The organism is Streptomyces sp. NRRL B-24572 (assembly GCF_002156145.1).
Lineage (GTDB): Bacteria > Actinomycetota > Actinomycetes > Streptomycetales > Streptomycetaceae > Streptomyces > Streptomyces vietnamensis.
In genome coordinates this window covers 1-19423 of the sequence record NZ_MWIG01000405.1, presented here as the reverse complement: position 1 = coordinate 19423, position 19423 = coordinate 1, and the positions used below count along the sequence as shown (strand labels likewise).

17 protein-coding genes are annotated in these 19423 nt (G+C 71.4%); 9 read left to right on the top strand and 8 right to left on the bottom strand.

Annotation, left to right across the window (positions count from 1 at the left end):
* The 6 genes from CCN56_RS23635 to CCN56_RS23610 all read right to left on the bottom strand — a co-directional run.
* Nucleotides 1-645: DUF4129 domain-containing protein (locus tag CCN56_RS23635; protein WP_086829784.1), on the bottom strand; the 645-nt coding region annotated here is incomplete at its 3' end.
* Nucleotides 646-649: 4 nt separating this feature from the next.
* On the bottom strand, nt 650-1864 hold the full coding sequence (locus CCN56_RS23630) for a glycerophosphoryl diester phosphodiesterase membrane domain-containing protein (protein WP_086829782.1): 1215 nt from the start codon (nt 1862-1864) through the stop codon (nt 650-652).
* 474 nt (nt 1865-2338) lie between these two features.
* Complete coding sequence (locus CCN56_RS44785; RefSeq protein WP_256962111.1) at nt 2339-2716, bottom strand: hypothetical protein; 378 nt, start codon at nt 2714-2716, stop codon at nt 2339-2341.
* Nucleotides 2713-3132 carry an arsenate reductase ArsC gene (locus CCN56_RS23620; protein WP_086829780.1) on the bottom strand — a complete coding sequence of 140 codons (420 nt, stop codon included), beginning with the start codon at nt 3130-3132 and terminating at the stop codon, nt 2713-2715. Before CCN56_RS23620 ends, CCN56_RS44785 begins: the two co-directional genes overlap by 4 nt.
* A gap of 27 nt (nt 3133-3159) precedes the next feature.
* Nucleotides 3160-3900: an MIP/aquaporin family protein gene (locus tag CCN56_RS23615; protein WP_086829778.1), complete on the bottom strand. Its 741-nt coding sequence runs from the start codon at nt 3898-3900 to the stop codon at nt 3160-3162.
* On the bottom strand, nt 3897-4283 hold the full coding sequence (locus tag CCN56_RS23610; RefSeq protein ID WP_086829776.1) for a helix-turn-helix transcriptional regulator: 387 nt from the start codon (nt 4281-4283) through the stop codon (nt 3897-3899). The genes CCN56_RS23615 and CCN56_RS23610 overlap by 4 nt, the downstream gene beginning before the upstream one ends.
* A gap of 105 nt (nt 4284-4388) precedes the next feature.
* Here CCN56_RS23610 and CCN56_RS23605 point away from each other — a divergent pair, with 105 nt between their 5' ends.
* The 7 genes from CCN56_RS23605 (at nt 4389) to CCN56_RS23575 (ending at nt 12595) form a co-directional block, all read left to right on the top strand.
* Nucleotides 4389-4898, top strand: a complete 510-nt coding sequence (locus CCN56_RS23605) for an ArsI/CadI family heavy metal resistance metalloenzyme (RefSeq protein ID WP_086829775.1) — start codon at nt 4389-4391, stop codon at nt 4896-4898.
* 259 nt (nt 4899-5157) lie between these two features.
* On the top strand, nt 5158-5835 hold the full coding sequence (mtrA, locus tag CCN56_RS23600) for a two-component system response regulator MtrA (RefSeq protein ID WP_010356958.1): 678 nt from the start codon (nt 5158-5160) through the stop codon (nt 5833-5835).
* Between the two features lies 1 nt (nt 5836).
* The gene (gene mtrB / locus CCN56_RS23595) at nt 5837-7861 is read left to right on the top strand and encodes an MtrAB system histidine kinase MtrB (RefSeq protein ID WP_086829773.1); all 2025 of its coding nucleotides are present in this window, start codon (nt 5837-5839) and stop codon (nt 7859-7861) included.
* 91 nt (nt 7862-7952) lie between these two features.
* A complete protein-coding gene (locus CCN56_RS23590) occupies nt 7953-9716 on the top strand; it encodes an LpqB family beta-propeller domain-containing protein (RefSeq protein WP_256962110.1) in 1764 nt (587 codons plus the stop codon).
* Nucleotides 9717-9853: 137 nt separating this feature from the next.
* Entirely contained in the window at nt 9854-10657 is an 804-nt protein-coding gene (locus CCN56_RS23585; RefSeq protein ID WP_086829771.1) for a phosphoribosyltransferase, read from the top strand.
* Nucleotides 10658-10951: 294 nt separating this feature from the next.
* Nucleotides 10952-11632, top strand: a complete 681-nt coding sequence (hpf, locus tag CCN56_RS23580; protein WP_373412891.1) for a ribosome hibernation-promoting factor, HPF/YfiA family — start codon at nt 10952-10954, stop codon at nt 11630-11632.
* Between the two features lie 210 nt (nt 11633-11842).
* Complete coding sequence (locus tag CCN56_RS23575; RefSeq protein WP_086829768.1) at nt 11843-12595, top strand: response regulator transcription factor; 753 nt, start codon at nt 11843-11845, stop codon at nt 12593-12595.
* A gap of 188 nt (nt 12596-12783) precedes the next feature.
* Here CCN56_RS23575 and CCN56_RS23570 read toward each other — a convergent pair whose 3' ends face one another.
* Both CCN56_RS23570 and CCN56_RS23565 read right to left on the bottom strand, forming a co-directional pair.
* Entirely contained in the window at nt 12784-13974 is a 1191-nt protein-coding gene (locus CCN56_RS23570; RefSeq protein WP_179199961.1) for a winged helix-turn-helix domain-containing protein, read from the bottom strand.
* Nucleotides 13975-14013: 39 nt separating this feature from the next.
* Nucleotides 14014-14589 carry a GNAT family N-acetyltransferase gene (locus CCN56_RS23565; RefSeq protein ID WP_086829764.1) on the bottom strand — a complete coding sequence of 192 codons (576 nt, stop codon included), beginning with the start codon at nt 14587-14589 and terminating at the stop codon, nt 14014-14016.
* A gap of 239 nt (nt 14590-14828) precedes the next feature.
* Here CCN56_RS23565 and secA point away from each other — a divergent pair, with 239 nt between their 5' ends.
* Together secA and CCN56_RS23555 are read left to right on the top strand one after the other, a co-directional pair.
* Entirely contained in the window at nt 14829-18035 is a 3207-nt protein-coding gene (gene secA / locus CCN56_RS23560) for a preprotein translocase subunit SecA (RefSeq protein ID WP_086829762.1), read from the top strand.
* Nucleotides 18032-19318 (top strand): glutamate synthase-related protein, encoded by a 1287-nt coding sequence (locus tag CCN56_RS23555; RefSeq protein WP_086829760.1) that lies wholly within the window; start codon nt 18032-18034, stop codon nt 19316-19318. Before secA ends, CCN56_RS23555 begins: the two co-directional genes overlap by 4 nt.
* The last annotated feature ends 105 nt before the right edge of the window (nt 19319-19423 follow it).

Genomic DNA, 19423 nt, shown 5'->3' with positions numbered 1-19423 from the left:
CTCCAGGGCGGTGTCCAGTTCCTCGACGCGGCGGTACGCGGGCTCGTCGGCGGTGCGGCCGCCGTACGTGACGTCGTCGAAGGTGCGGGCCGCGAGGCGCAGGTCGTCCGCGTGGGAGGGGAGGCTGCGACCGGCTTCGGCGGCCGCCTCGTCGGCGGTGCGGCCGGGGCGGGGTTCGAGGAGGGTGCGCTCCTCGAGGGAGCGGACGATGGCCCGCATCCGTTCCTGGACGGCCTCGTTCCAGCGGCCGGCGGAGGCGTGGCGGGCGGCGGCCGTCCGGTGGTCCCGGGCGGTGCGGGGGCCGTCGGAGAAGAGGGAGTCGCCGGTGGTGCCGGGCGCCCGGTGCGGGGTGCCGAGGCGCCACCAGAGGGCGGCGGCGAGGGCGGCCACGGCCAGGACGATGACGACGAGGCCGAGGACGCCGCCCGGGGTGGCCCCCGAAGCGGCGCCGAAGAGGTCGTCGAGCCACTCCCAGAAGCGGTTGAGGCCGCGCTGGAGGAGGTTCGGGTCGTTCTCGTGGTACCTCGGATCGGACAGCTCCCGCTCCGCCGCCTCGCGGGCGGGGACGCGGGAGATGTCCACCGGTACGTCGCCGTCGGCGCTCAGCCGTGCCAGTGCCGCGGCCGCTCCCCCCGTGACCGTCACCGCATCAGCCCCCGACGGTGTCGGTGCCCGGTGCGGCGCCGTAGCCGGGGAGGCCTGCGGCTCGGGCGAGTTCGAGGTCCAGGGCTTCGCGGCGGATGCGCTGGTCCACGTAGAGGAGGACGGTCACACCGGCCGAGATCGGGTAGGTGATCGCGCTGGTGATCACGCCGCCGATGCCCGTAATGATCAGGAACGGCCAGCCGTAGGTGCTGGAGGTGCCGGAGAGGAGGCCGGTGAAGCCGTCGCTGTCCACGATGAAGCCGATGATCATGAACGGGATCGAGACGATCATGGTGAAGACGAAGACCAGCAGCTGCGTGAGAACGGTGATGCCGAAGATCCGCCACCACGAGCCCTGCACCAGCTTCGCCGAGCGCTTCAGCGACTGGATGACACCCTGGCGCTCCAGCATCAGGGCGGGCGACGAGAGGCTGAAGCGGATCACCAGCCAGACGACCGCCACGATGGCGCCGAGGCTGCCGAGGAGGGCGAGGGCCACGCCCGGGGCGCCGCCGATCAGGAGCCCGGGGAGCAGGCCGACGAACACGATGGCGGCGGTCATCGCCGCGAGCAGCAGGGTCAGGCCGAGCAGCTGGAGCAGGCGGGGGCGGGCCTCCTGCCATGCGGCGCCCAGCGAGACGGGGCGGCCGAGGATCGCGCGGCTGATGACGACGGTCAGCAGGGCGGCGCTCACGAGCGAGGCCATCATCGTCACGAGCAGCGCCGGGCCCAGGCCGATCAGGGAGGCCTGGGCGGAGTCGAGGGACTGCTCCAGCGCCTCGGCGGGCGTGGCGTCCGGGTTGAGCTCGGGGGGCGCCGGGACGAGGTACTTCTGGGCCAGGATGTTGGCGATCTGGGAGATCACCGCGACCGTGACCGTGATGGCGAGGACCGTGCGCCAGTAGGTGCGGAGGGTCTTCACCGCGCCGTCGAGGATCTCGCCCATGCCCAGCGGGCGCAGCGGGATGACTCCGGGCTTCGCGGCCGGAGGCCTGCCCCAGTTGACGTTCGGGGGCGGGGTTCCCCAGTTCTGGCCGGGGCCGGAGGGCGGAGTCCGGTCGGTCGGCGGGGACCACTGGCCGGCGGGCGGCTGGTCCTTGGACCACTGGGTGGCGGAGCCGTTCGCGTCGGCCGCGGCGGAGGGCCCGGGGGTCCCCGAGCCGTCCTGGCCGTCGGAGGGGGCGGATCCGGGCGAGGTCCAGCCCGGAGTGTCGTTCACGGTCGTCCACCTCGGATGAATGGTCGCGGTGCCGGATCGGCGAACCGGCTCGGTCACGGCGGCCGACACCTGACAGGGCGGCGGGCCGGGTGCCATCGTGCCACGCGGGGCCCGCCCGTGGGCCGGAGCCGTGATCTCCTTCGTACCTTTGTCCGGGCCTTCATGGTGCGAGCGGTAGGCGGCGCACTGCGCGGATGCCCGATCTGGTCGCGCGAACCGCGCGCAGGCGGGCCGAGAGCGGGCCGCCGACCACGGAGATCAAGGCCCGGGCAGGGGGAGGCGCTGTGGGACGGTCACGGCAGGTAACGATTGGCGAAGGGGATGTTGTTGTGGCGCCTCATGAAAACGGCCCCTCGCCAGCGGGGTTCCGCCGATGAGGGCTGTGACGTCCATCACTGGCATCAGTCTCGGGCTTCGGCTCCTGACGGGGCGGTGTCGAGACTGCGCAGGGTGGTCGGCTGACGGAGCAGTCCATCAAGGCACCCGCCGCGCACGGCCCGGCGTCCGGGCCTGCGCTCCTGTCTGCGTCCCGCTCCAGCCCGGGCGCCGGTCGCACGCCTGACGGCTCGGGTTGACGGGTGGCGAACCATGATGCGGCCGAGGCGGTACGCGAGTGAGGGCCGGACTGGCGGTGTTCTCCGGGAGGACGCCGGACTGGACGGTCCAGATGCCGGCCGCGTGGTCGAGGGCGACGAAGCGGGGCTCCGGCAGACGGGCTGCGTCGAACTCCGCCCAGGTGGGTGCACCGGTCTCGAAGGTGGCGTGCCCGGTGTCGATCCCGAGCTGATGGACCTTCAAGACCTGTTCGGCATGTTCGGGGCGCATGGTGGCGATGCGGGCGGTGGCGTTCATGGGCGCGGCTCGATGCCGAGCTCGCCCAGCAGGCCGCGGATGCGCTGCTCGATGGCGTCGCGGATCGGGCGGACGGCGTCCACGCCCTGGCCGGCGGGGTCGTCGAGCGTCCAGTCGAGGTAGCGCTTGCCGGGGAAGTACGGGCAGGCGTCGCCGCAGCCCATGGTGATGACCACGTTGGAGGCCTGTACGGCTTCGGTGGTGAGCACCTTGGGCGTCTCGGCGGAGATGTCGACGCCGACTTCCGCCATGGCCGCGACGACGGCCTGGTTGACCGTGTCGGCAGGGGCGGAGCCGGCTGACCGGACCTCCACCCGATCGCCGCCCAGGTGGGCGAGGAAGGCGGCGGCCATCTGGGAGCGGCCCGCGTTGTGGACGCAGACGAACAGTACGGACGGAATCACGGACGCGGTCATGGTCGGGCTTCCTGCGGTGGGGATGGTTCAGCGGCGGGCGGTGGCGAGTTCGGGCTCGTCTGTCGCGGCGGGCGCCGTGGCGGGGGTGGTCGCGGAGTGGCCGAAGAGGGCGACCGCCAGGGCGACACCGACGCCGGCGCCGACGAGCTGGGCGGCGATGAACGGCGACACGGAGCCGGGGGCGATGCCCGCGAAGGTGTCGGAGAAGGTCCGCGCGATCGTCACGGCCGGGTTGGCGAAGCTGGTGGACGAGGTGAACCAGTAGGCCGCGCCGATGTACGACGCCACGAGAACCGGGCCGAGATGCTGTCGGGCCGTGCGTCCCAGGCCGAGGACCAGGAGGACCAGGCCGGTGGTGGCGACGATCTCGCCGAGCCAGAGGTGACCGGCTGACCGGTCGTGCGTGGAGAGCCGGACGAGGGGTTCGGCGAACATCGCGTTCGCCAGCACCGCCCCGCCGATGCCGCCGATGATCTGCGCGGGCACGTAGGCCGCGACGGCGCGCGGTTCCAGGCCGTCCCCGTCGCGGCGTCCGGTCCACCACACGGCCAGGGTCACCGCCGGATTGAAGTGGGCACCAGAAACCGGGCCGAGTAGCGCGATGAGCATGCCGAGGCCGAAGACCGTGGCCAGAGAGTTGGCGAGCAGCTGGAGGGCCACGTCGTCGGTCAGCTCGGTGGCCTGGATGCCGGAGCCGACCACGATCGCGACGAGGGCGGCGGTGCCGATCAGCTCGGCCAGGGCACGGCGCCCCAGGGAGGACGTCATCTGACCACTCCGGCCGGTACGGCTTCGGCCGGGGCCTGGAGGAGGGAGGAGAGGCGGGCGAGAGCGGCGGGCAGCACCCAGTAGTAGACCCAGGTGCCCCGTCGTTCGGAGCCCACCAGGCCCGCTTCCCTCAGCACCTTCAGGTGGTGGGAGATCGTCGGCTGGGACACGTCGAACGGGCCGGTGAGGTCACACACGCAGGCCTCGCCGCCCTCGTGCGAGGCGATCAGCGAGAGCAGGCGCAGCCGGATCGGGTCCGACAGGGCCTTGAACATCCTGGCCAGATCGACGGCGTCTTCTTCGCCCAGCGGCTCGCGGACCATCGGGGAGCAGCACGCCACCTGGTCGTCCTGCCCGATCACCGGCAATTCTGATTTCGACATGCGTCTATGTTGACAGTTGTCTAATCCGGTGGCAACGTCGACCTCGCCAAGCTGTATCGATAAATATCGAAACAGTGTCGGATTGTGAAGACCAGGGAGACCGCCATGTCCCGCGTCCAGCTCGCCCTCCGCGTCGCCGACCTCGAAGCCTCCGTCGCGTTCTACTCGAAGCTGTTCGGCGTCGAACCCGCGAAGCGTCGCCCCGGATACGCCAACTTCGCCGTGGCCGAGCCGCCCCTGAAGCTCGTTCTCATCGAGGGGGAGACCGGCGAGGACACCCGGCTCGACCACCTCGGCGTGGAGGTCGAAAGCACCGAACAGGTCGCCGCGGCCGCCACCCGTCTGGAGGGCGCCGGACTGGCCACCTTCGAGGAGAACGACACCGCCTGCTGCTACGCCCTCCAGGACAAGGTCTGGGTCACCGGCCCGGGCAAGGAGCCCTGGGAGGTCTACGTGGTCAAAGCCGACGCCGACACCCTCGCCAAGAACGCCGAGGCCGTCCCCGACGCCTGCTGCGACCCCACGGCATGCTGCGCTCCCGAGGAACAGGCCCTCGACTCGACGCGGGCGTCGGAGCGGGCGAAGGCGGCCGTCGGCTGTGCGTGCGGCGTCTGATACGGGAGGCGACCGGGGTCGTCCAGCATCCTTTCCGGGCGGCCCCGGTCGCATCGGTGTTCGCGGGCATGGGCCGTACGCGGTGTCACGGGGTACGGTTCTGGGCGACCATCGGGGGACACGGGGGTGACATCCATGTCTGACATCAACACCCACAGACACCGACAGCTAACGGCGGGCAACCAAGGACGTCACCGCAGGTCAGTGAGGTATCTCACCAGCCGCCTAGAGACTGATACGGAAATGGGATGATGTCGATATGAAGGGACGCGTTCTTGTCGTCGACGACGACACCGCACTGGCCGAGATGCTCGGCATCGTGCTGCGGGGTGAAGGGTTCGAGCCGTCGTTCGTCGCGGACGGCGACAAGGCGCTTGCCGCTTTCAGGGAGGCCAAGCCCGACCTGGTGCTCCTCGACCTGATGCTGCCCGGACGGGACGGCATCGAGGTGTGCCGGCTCATCCGGGCCGAGTCCGGGGTGCCGATCGTCATGCTCACGGCCAAGAGCGACACCGTCGACGTGGTCGTGGGCCTGGAGTCCGGTGCCGACGACTACATCGTGAAGCCGTTCAAGCCGAAGGAGCTCGTCGCCCGGATCCGGGCGCGGCTGCGGAGGTCCGAGGAGCCGGCTCCCGAGCAGCTCACCATCGGCGACCTGGTCATCGACGTGGCCGGGCACTCCGTGAAGCGGGACGGGCAGTCGATCGCGCTGACGCCGTTGGAGTTCGACCTGCTGGTCGCGCTCGCGCGCAAGCCGTGGCAGGTGTTCACGCGCGAGGTCCTCCTCGAGCAGGTGTGGGGTTACCGGCACGCGGCCGACACCCGGCTGGTGAACGTGCACGTCCAGCGGCTGCGCTCGAAGGTCGAGAAGGACCCCGAGCGCCCGGAGATCGTGGTGACCGTCCGCGGTGTCGGTTACAAGGCGGGACCGAGCTGACATGACTGAAGGCAGTGCTGCTCCGAGGCCCGGGGACCCGGGAGTCCGTACGGGGCGGACTGCCGGACCGGGGCGGGGGGGCTCGCGATTCGGCCGTCTGCTGCGCGGTGGACGGCTCTTCCGCGACGGGACGCGCGGCGGACCGGTCCTCCGGCTCTTCGCGCGCTGGGTCCGCCGGCCGCTGCTGCCCGCCGTGCGGCTGTGGCGGCGGAACATCCAGCTGCGGATCGTCGCGGGCACCCTGCTGATGTCCCTCGGAGTGGTGCTGCTGCTCGGCATCGTCGTCATCGGGCAGGTGCGCAACGGCCTGCTCGACGCCAAGGAGAAAGCCGCCCAGAGCCAGGCAGCCGGGGGGTTCTCCGCCGCCCAGGACCGGGCGGCGACCACTTCCTCGGCGCCCGGACAGCAGGACGGCGGACGGGCCGGCTCCTCCGTGAACTGGCGCTCCACGCTGGTCGAGCAGCTCGCCAGTGGTGGCCAGAGCGCCTTCAACGTGGTCGCGCTCTCCCTCGACGCCGGTGACACCGCGAGCCGCGGTGCCCGCGCCTCCGGCGAGGTCGACCCGGCCACGAGCATCCCCGCGGACCTGCGGCTCTCCGTCGCCCAGGCCCAGGGCACGGGCACCTTCCAGAAGTTCACGCGCATCCACTACACCAGCGGCAAGGCGTCCGAGCCGGGCCTGGTGATAGGCAAGCGGCTGAACGACGCCGAGGGCACCCAGTACGAGCTGTACTACCTCTTCCCGCTGGCCCAGGAGGAGGACTCCCTCACCCTGGTCAAGGGCACCCTGGCGACCGCCGGACTCTTCGTCGTCGTCCTGCTCGGCGCCATCGCCTGGCTCATGGTGCGCCAGGTCGTCACGCCCGTGCGGATGGCCGCCGGGATCGCCGAACGGCTCTCGGCCGGCCGCCTCCAGGAACGGATGAAGGTCACCGGCGAGGACGACATCGCGCGGCTCGGCGAGGCCTTCAACAAGATGGCCTCCAACCTCCAGCTCAAGATCCAGCAGCTGGAGGAGCTGTCGCGGATGCAGCGACGGTTCGTCTCCGACGTCTCGCACGAGCTGCGCACCCCGCTGACCACGGTCCGGATGGCCGCCGACGTCATCCACGAGGCCCGCGTCGACTTCGACCCCGTCACCGCCCGCTCCGCCGAGCTCCTCGGCGACCAGCTCGACCGCTTCGAGTCGCTGCTCTCCGACCTCCTGGAGATCAGCCGCTTCGACGCGGGCGCGGCCGCCCTGGAGGCCGAGCCGATAGACCTGCGCCAGGTCGTCCGCCGGGTCATAGGCGGTGCCGAACCCCTCGCCGAGCGCAAGGGCACCCGGATCGTCGTCCTCGGCGACCAGCAGCCCGTCGTGGCCGAGGCGGACGCCCGCCGGGTCGAGCGGGTGCTGCGCAACCTCGTCGTCAACGCCGTCGAGCACGGCGAGGGCCGCGACGTCGTCGTGAAGCTCGCCGCCGCCGGTGGGGCCGTCGCCGTGGCCGTACGGGATTACGGCGTCGGACTCAAGCCGGGCGAGGCCACCCGGGTCTTCAACCGCTTCTGGCGTGCCGACCCCGCACGCGCGCGCACCACCGGCGGTACGGGCCTCGGCCTGTCGATCGCCGTCGAGGACGCGCGGCTGCACGGCGGCTGGCTCCAGGCCTGGGGCGAGCCCGGCGGCGGTTCGCAGTTCCGGCTCACCCTGCCGCGCACCGCGGACGAGCCGCTGCGGGGCTCCCCGATCCCGCTGGAGCCCGAGGACTCCCGGCGCAACCGCGAGCAGGCGGCCGCCGGACGCGCCCAGGAGACCGGCCGGCTCGCCGCGGTGCCGGCGCAGCCCGCCGGGGACCGGGCCGTGCTCCCCGTACCGCCGAGGCTGCCCGCGCCGCCGCGGGCGACCGTCGATCCGACGGCGCTGCCCGGCAGCGGCGCCCGGGTCGTGGCGCGAACGGCGACCGACGGCGACGGCGGCGGAGCGGGCACGGCGACGGCCGGTGGGCACGGGCAACTGGAGCAGGAGGACGGGACACGTGGGCGCTGACTCCCGAGCGGAGCACGCGGGGCGGGGACGCAGTACACGCGCGGTGGTGCTTGCCGCGTGCGGCGGGCTCCTGATGACCGGGTGCGCGACGATGCCCGACAGCGGGGACGTGTCGATGGTGAAGGGGTCCGGCACGGGCGACTCGCAGGTGCGGGTCTACGCCGTCGCGCCCCGCGAGAACGCGGACCCCGATGAGATCGTCGACGGCTTCCTGGAAGCCATGACCAGTGACGACCCCGGCTTCGCCACCGCCCGCACGTACCTCACGAAGAAGGCCGCGAAGAGCTGGAAGCCGGAGGAGAGCATCACCGTGCTCACCACGGCACCCGGCCGCAGTCCGGCCGACCGCAACGCGGACCCCGACAACCAGGGGCGCGCCTTCCCGCTCTCCGGCCGCAAGATCGCGACCGTGGACGACCGTCACGCCTACCAGCCGGTCAGCCCCACCGAATACATGCAGTCGATCCACGTCGTGCAGCAGCCGGCGGCGAACGGCAAGGGCAGGGAGTGGCGCATCGACAGCCTCCCGCCCGGCCTGATCCTCGGAGAGGCCGACTTCCTCCGCAACTACCGGTCGGTCAACAAGTACTACTTCGCCTCGGGGGAGGACTGGGTCGTCGCCGACCCCGTCTACATCCGGCAGCGGCAGGACCCCGTCACCCGGATGGATCCGGTGACGCAGACGGTCAAGGCGCTCCTCGAAGGCCCGACGGACTGGCTGAAGCCGGCCGTCGACTCGCAGTTCCCCTCCGGTACGGAGCTGAAGAGCGGCGTCACCACCCTGACCACGGACGACCAGTCCACGCTGCGGGTGCCGCTCAACCGCAAGGCGGACCGGGCGAGCGGCGAGGCGTGCCGGCGGATGGCGGCGCAGCTGCTGTTCACGCTGGGCGACCTGACCTCCGTACGCGTCGAGCAGGTCGAACTGATGGGGTCGGGCGGGCAGTCGCTGTGCCGGCTGGGCAAGGGGGAGGCGGTCGAGTTCGCCGCGGTGCGGAACACCGACCGCGACGAGAACCCGTACTTCGTCGACGAGCACGGCAAGCTGATGACGCTCCTGGCCGGCGGCAAGGAGGCGAGCGCGCCGCTCGAGGTGCCGGGGCCGTTCGGCAAGGGCACGGTGCCGCTCAGCTCGGTCGCCGTCGACCGGGGCGAGACCCGGGCCGCCGGCATCGGGCAGACCGGCCGCGAGCTGCTCGTCTCCTCCATCACCACCGAGCAGGACCCGCTGCCGCCGGTCCTGACCAGCAAGGCCGCCCGGCCCGCCGACCGGCTGTCCGCGCCCAGCTGGGACGGCAGGGGAGACCTGTGGGTCGCCGACCGCGACCCCGCCGCACCCCGGCTGTGGATGGTGCCGGGCGGCACCGGCCACCCCGTCGAGGTCCACACGCTGTGGTCGGGGGACGACACCCGCATCGAGTCCCTGCGGGTCTCCGCGGACGGTGTACGGATCGCCCTGGTGGTCACGCGGGGCGAGCGCACGACCCTGCAGATCGGCCGGATCCAGCGGGAGACGACGGGCGACGGGCCGGTCGTCTCCGTCGTGGACCTGCGGCCCGCTGCGCCCCGGATGGAGTCGGTCACGGCCGTCTCCTGGGCGGGGCCGAGCCGGCTCGTCGTGGTCGGCAAGGAGGCCGGCGGCGTCCAGCAGATCCGCTACCTCCAGACCGACGGTTCGACCTCGGCGAGCTCGGTGCTCCCCGGTCTGAACGGTGTGACCTCGGTGGCCGCGCCGCACACGGACAAGTCGCCGGTGGTGGCCGACTCCCGCAACGACGGCATCGTCCGGCTGGCGCCGGGGACGAACTGGCAGCCGATGGCCAAGAAGGGCTTCTCGCCGGTCTATCCCGGATAGCCGGAGAGGACGTGTCGCACCCCGGACGATGCCGGGGGCGCCCCGGGCGTACAGGGCGCACCTGACGTACTCCGGAGCCCCCGGCGGGGTTTTCCACAGGGGTGGCCGGGAAGCGGCCGGAGGCGCACCCTGGAGCCATGCGGGGGTGGTGGCGCGAGATCGCCGGACTGGTGCTGCCGGTCGCCTGCGGAGGCTGCGGCAGTCCGCGGACGGAGTTGTGCCCGGCCTGCGCCGACGCGCTCGCCGGGACGGGACCGCGCAGGGTGCGGCCCGCGCCCGAGCCCGCCGGGCTGCCCGTGGTCCACGCCGCCGCGCCGTACGCCGACGCCGTACGGGAACTGCTCATCGCCCACAAGGAACGCGGGGCGCTCACGCTCGCCGGACCCCTGGGCGGCGCCCTCGCCGGGGCCGTGGAGGCGGCTGCCGGCCCCGGGGCGGGACCCGCGGACGGTCCGCTGCTCCTCGTGCCGGTGCCGTCCTCGCGGCGATCCGTACGGGCGCGTGGCCATGATCCGACGCGGCGGATCGCGCTGGCCGCGGCGGCCCGGCTGCGGCGCGCGGGGAGGCCGGCGCGGGTCGTGCCCGTGCTGCGGCAGCGTCGGTACGTGGCGGACCAGTCGGGGCTCGGGGCACGCGGGCGCCTCGCGAACCTGTCCGGGGCGCTGGAGGTCGTGCCGGGCGGCGCGCGGCTGCTGACGGAGGGAAGGGTGGTGCTCGTGGACGACCTGATGACCACGGGCGCCTCGCTCGCGGAGGCGGCGCGCGCCCTCGGAGCCGTACACCTTGCATTCACTCCTGGAATACCGCACGGCTTACCGGCCGGTCCGGCGCAGCGCGGAATCGAACAGCGGGTGGCGGCTGTGATCGCATCCTCTCCCGCTTCGTTCGAAATAAACCGGAACTCGCTGGAAACTTGGATCGTTGCAGGTGGTGAGAGGTGAAAGCACTCGAACGGAGGTATGTCGCGGTAGCGGGTGCCGACACCCGTCCGAAGGGGCTATGTTCGGTTGTGAGGAATGGTGAATGCCATCGCCTCACCGAATACATGGTTGCGCCTACAGGACAGGAGTTCAGGGCGAATTAACCTCTTGTCGATGGGGTGGGGATCTTGTCGACTGGGGAGGAGGAGGGCGAAGTCGCCAAGTCCGAGCTCCGGTAACCACCGGAGTCTGGTGCAAAGGGAGATGCCCGCCGGCCAAGGAGCCGATCCGGGCGATCCGGGAACGGAGTTCTGCGTGGACATCGTCGTCAAGGGCCGCAAGACCGAGGTGCCCGAGCGGTTCCGCAAGCACGTGGCCGAGAAGCTGAACCTGGAGAAGATCCAGAAGCTCGACGGCAAGGTGATCAGCCTCGACGTCGAGGTGTCCAAGGAGACCAACCCGCGGCAGGCCGACCGGTCCGACCGCGTGGAGATCACCGTCCATTCCCGAGGCCCGGTGATCCGGGCGGAAGCTGCGGCAGGCGACCCGTACGCAGCGCTCGACCTCGCCCACGGCAAGCTCGAGGCGCGACTGCGCAAGCAGCACGACAAGCGGTACACCCGCCGTGGCAGCGGCCGGTTGTCCGCGGCGGAGGTGGGAGACGTGGTACCCGGCGCCGCCCAGCTCAACGGAGACGGCCAACTGGCCGTGGACGAGACCGACAAGGTGCCCACCACGATGATGGGCCCCATCAAGGTCGAGGGCGAAGGCCCGCTCGTGGTCCGGGAGAAGACCCACCGGGCCGCGCCGATGACGCTCGACCAGGCGCTCTACGAGATGGAGCTGGTCGGGCACGACTTCTACCTCTTCGTCGACTCGGACACCAAGCAGCCGAGCGTCGTCTACCGGCGGCACGCGTACGACTACGGCGTCATCCACCTGGAGAGCGACCCGCTCGCCGAGGGCGGCGGCGCCGGCGGTGCGCTCGGCGGCTGACCGTCGCCCCGTACCGCCCTCCGAACTGAGGTGTCCCTCTCGGTGCCCCTGGAGCGCACTTCGCGCCCCCAGGGGCACCCCCGTGCGTCCGCGGATCGCCCCGTCGTCGCCCGGGCATGAAACTATGGCGTGCACGCCAACCGGTGCCGAGCGCGTACGGGTTGGAGGACTGGAAACGAATTCAGGCCACGGCCTTCAGGGGGAGGAACGATGGCGGACAGCTTCGGGCCGGTGCTCAGCGGGCGCGAGCACGGCGGTCCGATCCCGGAGGGATCGGATTCGGACAACGCCGCATTCCGCAAGGAGCCGATCCGGGTCCTCGTCGTGGACGACCATGCCCTCTTCCGGCGTGGACTCGAGATCGTCCTCGCCCAGGAAGAGGACATCCAGGTCGTCGGCGAGGCCGGTGACGGCGCCGAGGCCGTCGACAAGGCCGCCGATCTGCTGCCCGACATCGTCCTGATGGACGTACGGATGCCCCGGCGCGGCGGCATCGAGGCGTGCACCTCCATCAAGGAGGTGGCCCCCAGCGCGAAGATCATCATGCTGACGATCAGCGACGAGGAGGCCGACCTCTACGACGCGATCAAGGCGGGGGCCACCGGCTACCTCCTCAAGGAGATCTCCACCGACGAGGTCGCCACCGCGATCCGCGCGGTCGCGGACGGGCAGTCGCAGATCAGCCCGTCGATGGCCTCCAAGCTCCTCACCGAGTTCAAGTCGATGATCCAGCGCACCGACGAGCGCCGGCTCGTGCCCGCGCCCCGGCTGACCGACCGTGAGCTGGAGGTCCTCAAGCTCGTCGCGACCGGGATGAACAACCGGGACATCGCCAAGGAGCTGTTCATCTCCGAGAACACGGTGAAGAACCACGTCCGGAACATCCTGGAGAAGCTGCAACTGCACTCCCGGATGGAGGCCGTGGTCTACGCGATGCGGGAGAAGATCCTGGAGATCCGCTGAGGCTCCACCGCGAGGCGCTCCTGCTGGGGGTCCGGGGGTCGTCCCCCGGGGGATGCAGTGCGATGCGGGAGAAGATCCTGGAGATCCGCTGAAGTTCCACCGCGAGGCGCTCCTGCTGGGGGTCCGGGGGTCGTCCCCCCGGGGGATGCAGTGCGATGCGGGAGAAGATCCTGGAGATCCGCTGACCCTCAGGCGAGAGCCTTGAGCAGCTCGGGCAGCAGTTCCGGGCGGTCCATCCGCTCCACCGTCACCGCGTCGCAGCCCACCCATTCGGCCGCCTCGCGCAGCGCCTTCGCCACCGCGGGCACGGCCTTGGGGCCGTCGAGGGAGACCTGCTTCGCCACCAGCGTCCTGCCCTCCCGCGCCGGGTCCACCCGGCCCACCAGGCGGCCCCCGGCGAGCACCGGCATCGCGAAGTAGCCGTGGATCCGCTTCTGCTTCGGCACGTACGCCTCCAGGCGGTGCGTGAAGCCGAAGATCCGCTCCGTACGCGGCCGTTCCCAGATCAGCGAGTCGAACGGCGAGAGCAGCGTCGTCCGGTGCCGGCCGCGCGGCTCGGTGGCGAGCGCCGCCGGATCCGCCCACGCGGGCTTCCCCCAGCCCGCCACCGTCACCGGCACCAGACCCGAGGCCTCCACCGCCGCGTCGAACTGCTCGGCCTTGATCCGGTGGTAGTCGGCGATGTCCGCGCGCGTGCCCACGCCGAGGGCCTCGCCCGCCTGCCGCACCAGGCGCCGCACGCACTCGGCGTCGTCCAGCTCGTCGTGGAGCAGGGCCTGCGGGATCGCCCGCTCGGCCAGGTCGTACACCCGCTTCCAGCCACGCCGCTCCGTGACGACCACCTCGCCGTACATCAGGGCCCGCTCGACGGCGATCTTGCTGTCGGACCAGTCCCACCACTCGCCCTTGTTCTTCGCGCCGCCCAGTTCGGTCGCCGTCAGCGGCCCCTCGGCCCGCAGCTGGTCGATGACCTTGTCGTACGCCCCGGCCGACAGCTCGTGGCTCCAGTGCGGGCGGCCGCGGTAGGCGCGCCGGCGGAAGGCGAAGTGCGGCCACTCCTCGACGGGCAGGATGCAGGCGGCGTGCGACCAGTACTCGAAGGCGTGGGGTCGTGTCGGAGACGCGCCGGTGGACACGCCCGTCCAGTACGCCTCCTCCACGGTCGGGCGGCCCACGGCGCCCAGGCGGGCGTACGGAATGAGCTCGTGCGAGCGGGCCAGGACCGAGATGGTGTCCAGCTGGACCTGGCCGAGCGACCGGAGGACCCCGCGCACCCCGGCCCTGCGGTCGGGCGCGCCCAGGAACCCCTGGGCGCGCAGGGCGATCCTGCGGGCTTCGTCGGCGGACAGTTCGGCGGCGGGGCGCGGCGCAGTCGTCATGGACCGCACCCTAGGCCCCGGCACTGACAACGGGAGCGCTCAGGCGGCGGGGGCCGGGAGGTACGGCAGGGGGCTCGGCAGGCCGAAGTCGGACGGGAGCAGGGCGCCGGCCCAGGCGTCCCGGAGCGTGCCCTTGTTGGCCAGGGCGGCGCGCTGCACGCCCTCGACGACGAAGCCGACCCGCTCGGCCACCGCGCGCGAGCCGGTGTTGCCGACCTCGGCGCGCCAGACCAGGCGGGTGCAGCCGAGGCCGGTGAAGGCCCAGTGGGCGAGGGCGCGGACGATCTCGGTCATGTGGCCGGCGCCGCGGTGCTCCTTCGCCAGCCAGTAGCCGACCTCCCAGACGCCCGCGCCGCGACTGGACAGGGTGGCCGCGGCGAACAGCGGGCCGCCCTCCACGGGCTCCGCGACGAAGGTGTACTCGGTGTCCTCGCGCCAGCCGTCCGGGACCAGCCGCTCCGCGAAGAACTCCGCGTCCTCGCGCTTGTAGGGGTCCGGGACGGTCGTCCACCGGCGGATGTCGGGGTCCTGGCAGATCGCGTACACGGCGTCGACGTCCTCGGGGGCGGGGATCCGCAGTCGCAGCCGGTCGGTGGTGAGGGTGATCGGTTCCATGCCGGGATTGTGCTGACCTCGTGGACCGGAAGCGAACACTTTTCGGATGGGGCGGCACCTTCCGCCCACCTCGTGCGTTCTCTTTACGGGCGGGCGTACGGCTCCGGCACTGCGGGCCTCCCTGTGTGAGGGCGGTCTCGCTTACGATGGCCGTTGCGGTGGGGACCACCTGCCGTGCCCGCGCTCGCGTCCATCACAAGACCCAGTGCCAGGCCCGACCGGCAAGGAGACCAGCCTCAGTGTCCGTCTTCAACAAGCTCATGCGTGCAGGCGAAGGCAAGATCCTGCGCAAACTGCACCGCATCGCGGACCAGGTCAACTCCATCGAAGAGGACTTCGTCAACCTCTCCGACGCCGACCTGCGGGCGCTCACCGAGGAGTACAAGCAGCGGTACGCCGACGGCGAGAGCCTCGACGACCTGATGCCGGAGGCCTTCGCGACCGTCCGCGAGGCCGCCAAGCGCGTCCTCGGCCAGCGCCACTACGACGTCCAGCTGATGGGCGGCGCCGCCCTCCACCTCGGCCACGTCGCCGAGATGAAGACCGGTGAGGGCAAGACCCTCGTGGGTACCCTCCCGGCGTACCTCAACGCGCTCTCCGGCAAGGGCGTGCACCTGATCACGGTCAACGACTACCTGGCCGAGCGCGACTCCGAGATGATGGGCCGCGTCCACAAGTTCCTCGGCCTGACCGTCGGCTGCATCCTGGCCAACATGACGCCGGCCCAGCGCCGTGAGCAGTACGCCTGCGACATCACGTACGGCACGAACAACGAGTTCGGCTTCGACTACCTGCGCGACAACATGGCGTGGTCCAAGGACGAGCTCGTCCAGCGCGGCCACAACTACGCCTGTGTCGACGAGGTCGACTCGATCCTCGTCGACGAGGCCCGTACGCCGCTGATCATCTCCGGCCCCGCCGACCAGGCGACCAAGTGGTACGGCGACTTCGCCAAGCTCGTCACCCGGCTGAGCAAGGGCGAGCCCGGCAACCCGCTGAAGGGCATCGAGGAGACCGGCGACTACGAGGTCGACGAGAAGAAGCGCACCGTCGCCATCCACGAGGCGGGCGTCGCCAAGGTCGAGGACTGGCTGGGCATCGACAACCTCTACGAGTCGGTGAACACCCCGCTCGTCGGCTACCTGAACAACGCCATCAAGGCGAAGGAACTGTTCAAGAAGGACAAGGACTACGTCGTCATGGACGGCGAAGTCATGATCGTCGACGAGCACACCGGCCGTATCCTCGCCGGCCGCCGCTACAACGAGGGCATGCACCAGGCGATCGAGGCGAAGGAAGGGGTGCAGATCAAGGACGAGAACCAGACCCTCGCCACGATCACCCTCCAGAACTTCTTCCGCCTCTACGACAAGCTCTCCGGCATGACCGGTACGGCCATGACCGAGGCCGCCGAGTTCCACCAGATCTACAAGCTCGGCGTCGTCCCGATCCCGACGAACCGGCCGATGCAGCGCAAGGACCAGTCCGACCTGATCTACCGGACCGAGGTCGCCAAGTTCGCCGCCGTCGTCGACGACATCGCGGAGAAGCACGAGAAGGGCCAGCCGGTCCTCGTCGGCACGACCTCCGTCGAGAAGTCCGAGTACCTCTCGCAGCAGCTCGCCAAGCGCGGCATCCCGCACGAGGTCCTCAACGCCAAGCACCACGAGCGCGAGGCCACGATCGTCGCCCAGGCCGGCCGCCGCGGCGCCGTCACCGTCGCCACGAACATGGCCGGTCGCGGTACGGACATCAAGCTCGGCGGCAACCCGGACGACCTCGCCGAGGCCGAGCTGCGCCAGGCGGGCCTGGACCCGGTCGAGCACGTCGAGGAGTGGGCCGCGGCCCTGCCCGGCGCCCTGGAGCGTGCCGAGAAGGCCGTGAAGGCGGAGTTCGAGGAGGTCAAGGAGCTCGGCGGTCTGTACGTCCTCGGTACCGAGCGCCACGAGTCGCGCCGCATCGACAACCAGCTGCGCGGTCGCTCCGGCCGTCAGGGCGACCCCGGCGAGTCCCGCTTCTACCTCTCGCTCGGCGACGACCTGATGCGCCTGTTCAAGGCGCAGATGGTCGAGCGCGTGATGGCCATGGCCAACGTGCCGGACGACGTGCCGATCGAGAACAAGATGGTCACCCGCGCCATCGCCTCCGCCCAGTCCCAGGTCGAGACCCAGAACTTCGAGACCCGTAAGAACGTCCTGAAGTACGACGAGGTCCTCAACCGGCAGCGCGAGGTCATCTACGGCGAGCGCCGTCGCGTCCTGGAGGGCGAGGACCTGCACGAGCAGGTCCGGCACTTCATGGACGACACGATCGACGACTACATCCGCCAGGAGACCGCCGAGGGCTTCGCGGAGGAGTGGGACCTCGACCGCCTGTGGAACGCCTTCAAGCAGCTCTACCCGGTGAAGGTCACCGTGGAGGAGCTGGAGGACGCGGCCGGTGACCGGGCGGGCATCACCGCCGAGTTCATCGCCGAGTCCATCAAGGACGACATCCACGAGCAGTACGACGCGCGCGAGAAGCAGCTCGGCTCGGACATCATGCGTGAGCTGGAGCGGCGCGTGGTCCTCTCCGTCCTCGACCGCAAGTGGCGCGAGCACCTCTACGAGATGGACTACCTCCAGGAGGGCATCGGCCTGCGCGCCATGGCGCAGAAGGACCCGCTGGTCGAGTACCAGCGCGAGGGCTTCGACATGTTCACCGCCATGATGGAGGGCATCAAGGAGGAGTCCGTCGGCTACCTGTTCAACCTGGAGGTCCAGGTCGAGCAGCAGGTCGAGGAGGTCCCGGTGCAGGCGTCCGCTCCCTCGCTCACGAAGGAGGACGCCGTTCCTGCGGGTGCCGGGCGTCCGGAGATCCGCGCCAAGGGGCTCGACGCCCCGCAGCGGCCGGACCGGCTGCACTTCTCCGCGCCGACCGTGGACGGGGACGGCGGTGTCGTCGAGGGCGACTTCGCCGACGTCCGCGCCGGCAAGTACGACGTCTGCACCCACGACGACGCCGTGGCCCGGCTCCTCGCCGCCGGTCACCCGCAGAACCCCGACGGCGAGATCGACTGGACCGGCGAACGGATCCTCTCCCTGGAGAGCGACCGTCCCTTCTTCGTCAACGACTACCCCAAGGGCTCCCGCGGCTTCTACGACCGGGAGGACCCCGAACGCCCCGGCGTCCTGCGCAACTTCGACCTCATCGCCCCGCACGGATACGGCGAACTCGTCTCCGGGAGCGAGCGCGAGGCCGACTACGCCACCATCGTCACCCGCATGCGGGAGAGCGGCGAGAACCCCGCCAAGTACGCCTGGTACCTCAAGGAGGCCCGCGAGGGCATGCCGGCCAGTGCCGGGTTCGGCATGGGGCTGCAGCGCCTCGTCCGCTTCCTCACCGGCCTCGATGCCCTGTGGCAGGTCAGCGCCTACCCGAAGCTCCCCGGGGTGGTGGCCCCGTGACCGCCCTCGGTGCCCCCGGCTTCCCCGAGCGGGCGGTCCGCGCCCGCGCCCGCAACGGCACCGCCGAGGTCTTCCCCGACCCCACCGCGTACGGCACACAGCTGTACGGACCGAGTACGGGGACCCCCGCCGCCGACGAGCTCGACCGGGCGCGCATCGTCCCGCCCGTCTTCATGCCCCAGCGCCTGGAGAAGCTCATCGACCTCGCCCGTGAGCCGGAGTTCACCGACGTCGAACTCGGCTCCCGCATCGGCGGCTTCACCTCCCGGCTGCCCCTCTACCTGTCCGCCTTCGGCTCCACCCGCGCCGGCAGCGGCGACCTCGCCGTCCACGCCGGCCGGCAGGCGGCCCGGCTCGGCATCCCCATGGTCATCGGGGAGAACATGATCCCCGTGCACGGCTACCGCCGCGCCGGCGACGCCACCCGCTCCGCACTCCTCGCCCGCGTCGAGGCCTACCTCGACGCCGCACCCGACGGAGCCGGCGGCGTCGTCGTCCAGCAGTCCACCGAGGACGCCGACTCCGAGGTCTGGAACCTCCTCTACAGCGATCCCGCCTTCCGGCCCCTCCTGGAGTCCGGCCGCCTCGCCTTCGAGCTGAAGACCGGTCAGGGAGCCAAACCCGGCCTCGGCGGCATGACCGTCGTCGACCGCGCCGAGGCGGAGCAGCTCGCCCGCCGCTTCACGGTCCGCAAGGTCCTCGACCCGGACGGCGAGCGCCAGTTGCGCTGCGCCACCCCCGGGACCTTCACCGACGAGATCCTCCGTCAGCAGCTGCGCTTCATGCGGAACAACTTCCCCAAGGCCCGTACCTGGGTGAAGTTCCACCCGGGCCGCGACATCGCCCACGCCGCCCGCACCGCCTGGTCCGCCGGAGCGGACGCCGTCACCGTCGACGGAGCCGAAGGCGGCACCGGCTGGGCGCCGGGCGTCTTCCTCGACCACGTCGGCCTGCCCCTCGCCGCGTGCCTGCGCCGCATCGGCCGCCCCGACGGCTGCCTCCTCGCCTCCGGCGGCATGTGGGAGGGCGGCCGCGCCGCCCGTGCCCTCGCCCTCGGGGCCACCGCCGTCGGTCTCGGCCGGGCGGCCCTCGTGGCCGTCGACGAGGACCCGGACCACGGCCTGGAGCGCCTCGTCGACAGCATCGCCCTCGAACTGCGGCTGCTGATCAGCGCGTTGGGCAAGTACAGCGTCACCGCCCTGGATCCCGAGGACCTGTGGTGGCCGGACGGCCACCCGTCGCAGCCCGAGCGCACCGCCGACCCGACGGGGGTGATGCCGTGACCGCGCACCGGCGGCGCGCCGCGGACCACGCCGTCCGCGCCTGCTTCTCCGTCCGGGAGGTCCCCGGCATCACCGTGACGGTCTCCCGCGACGGCCAGGGCCACG

Coding starts and splice junctions, on each gene's coding strand:
- CCN56_RS44785 (WP_256962111.1), bottom strand. CDS start 2,716: ATGAACGCCACCGCCCGCATCGCCACCATGCGCCCCGAACATGCCGAA.
- CCN56_RS23620 (WP_086829780.1), bottom strand. CDS start 3,132: ATGACCGCGTCCGTGATTCCGTCCGTACTGTTCGTCTGCGTCCACAAC.
- CCN56_RS23615 (WP_086829778.1), bottom strand. CDS start 3,900: ATGACGTCCTCCCTGGGGCGCCGTGCCCTGGCCGAGCTGATCGGCACC.
- CCN56_RS23610 (WP_086829776.1), bottom strand. CDS start 4,283: ATGTCGAAATCAGAATTGCCGGTGATCGGGCAGGACGACCAGGTGGCG.
- CCN56_RS23605 (WP_086829775.1), top strand. CDS start 4,389: ATGTCCCGCGTCCAGCTCGCCCTCCGCGTCGCCGACCTCGAAGCCTCC.
- mtrA (WP_010356958.1), top strand. CDS start 5,158: ATGAAGGGACGCGTTCTTGTCGTCGACGACGACACCGCACTGGCCGAG.
- mtrB (WP_086829773.1), top strand. CDS start 5,837: ATGACTGAAGGCAGTGCTGCTCCGAGGCCCGGGGACCCGGGAGTCCGT.
- CCN56_RS23590 (WP_256962110.1), top strand. CDS start 7,953: ATGCCCGACAGCGGGGACGTGTCGATGGTGAAGGGGTCCGGCACGGGC.
- CCN56_RS23585 (WP_086829771.1), top strand. CDS start 9,854: ATGCGGGGGTGGTGGCGCGAGATCGCCGGACTGGTGCTGCCGGTCGCC.
- CCN56_RS23575 (WP_086829768.1), top strand. CDS start 11,843: ATGGCGGACAGCTTCGGGCCGGTGCTCAGCGGGCGCGAGCACGGCGGT.
- CCN56_RS23570 (WP_179199961.1), bottom strand. CDS start 13,974: ATGACGACTGCGCCGCGCCCCGCCGCCGAACTGTCCGCCGACGAAGCC.
- CCN56_RS23565 (WP_086829764.1), bottom strand. CDS start 14,589: ATGGAACCGATCACCCTCACCACCGACCGGCTGCGACTGCGGATCCCC.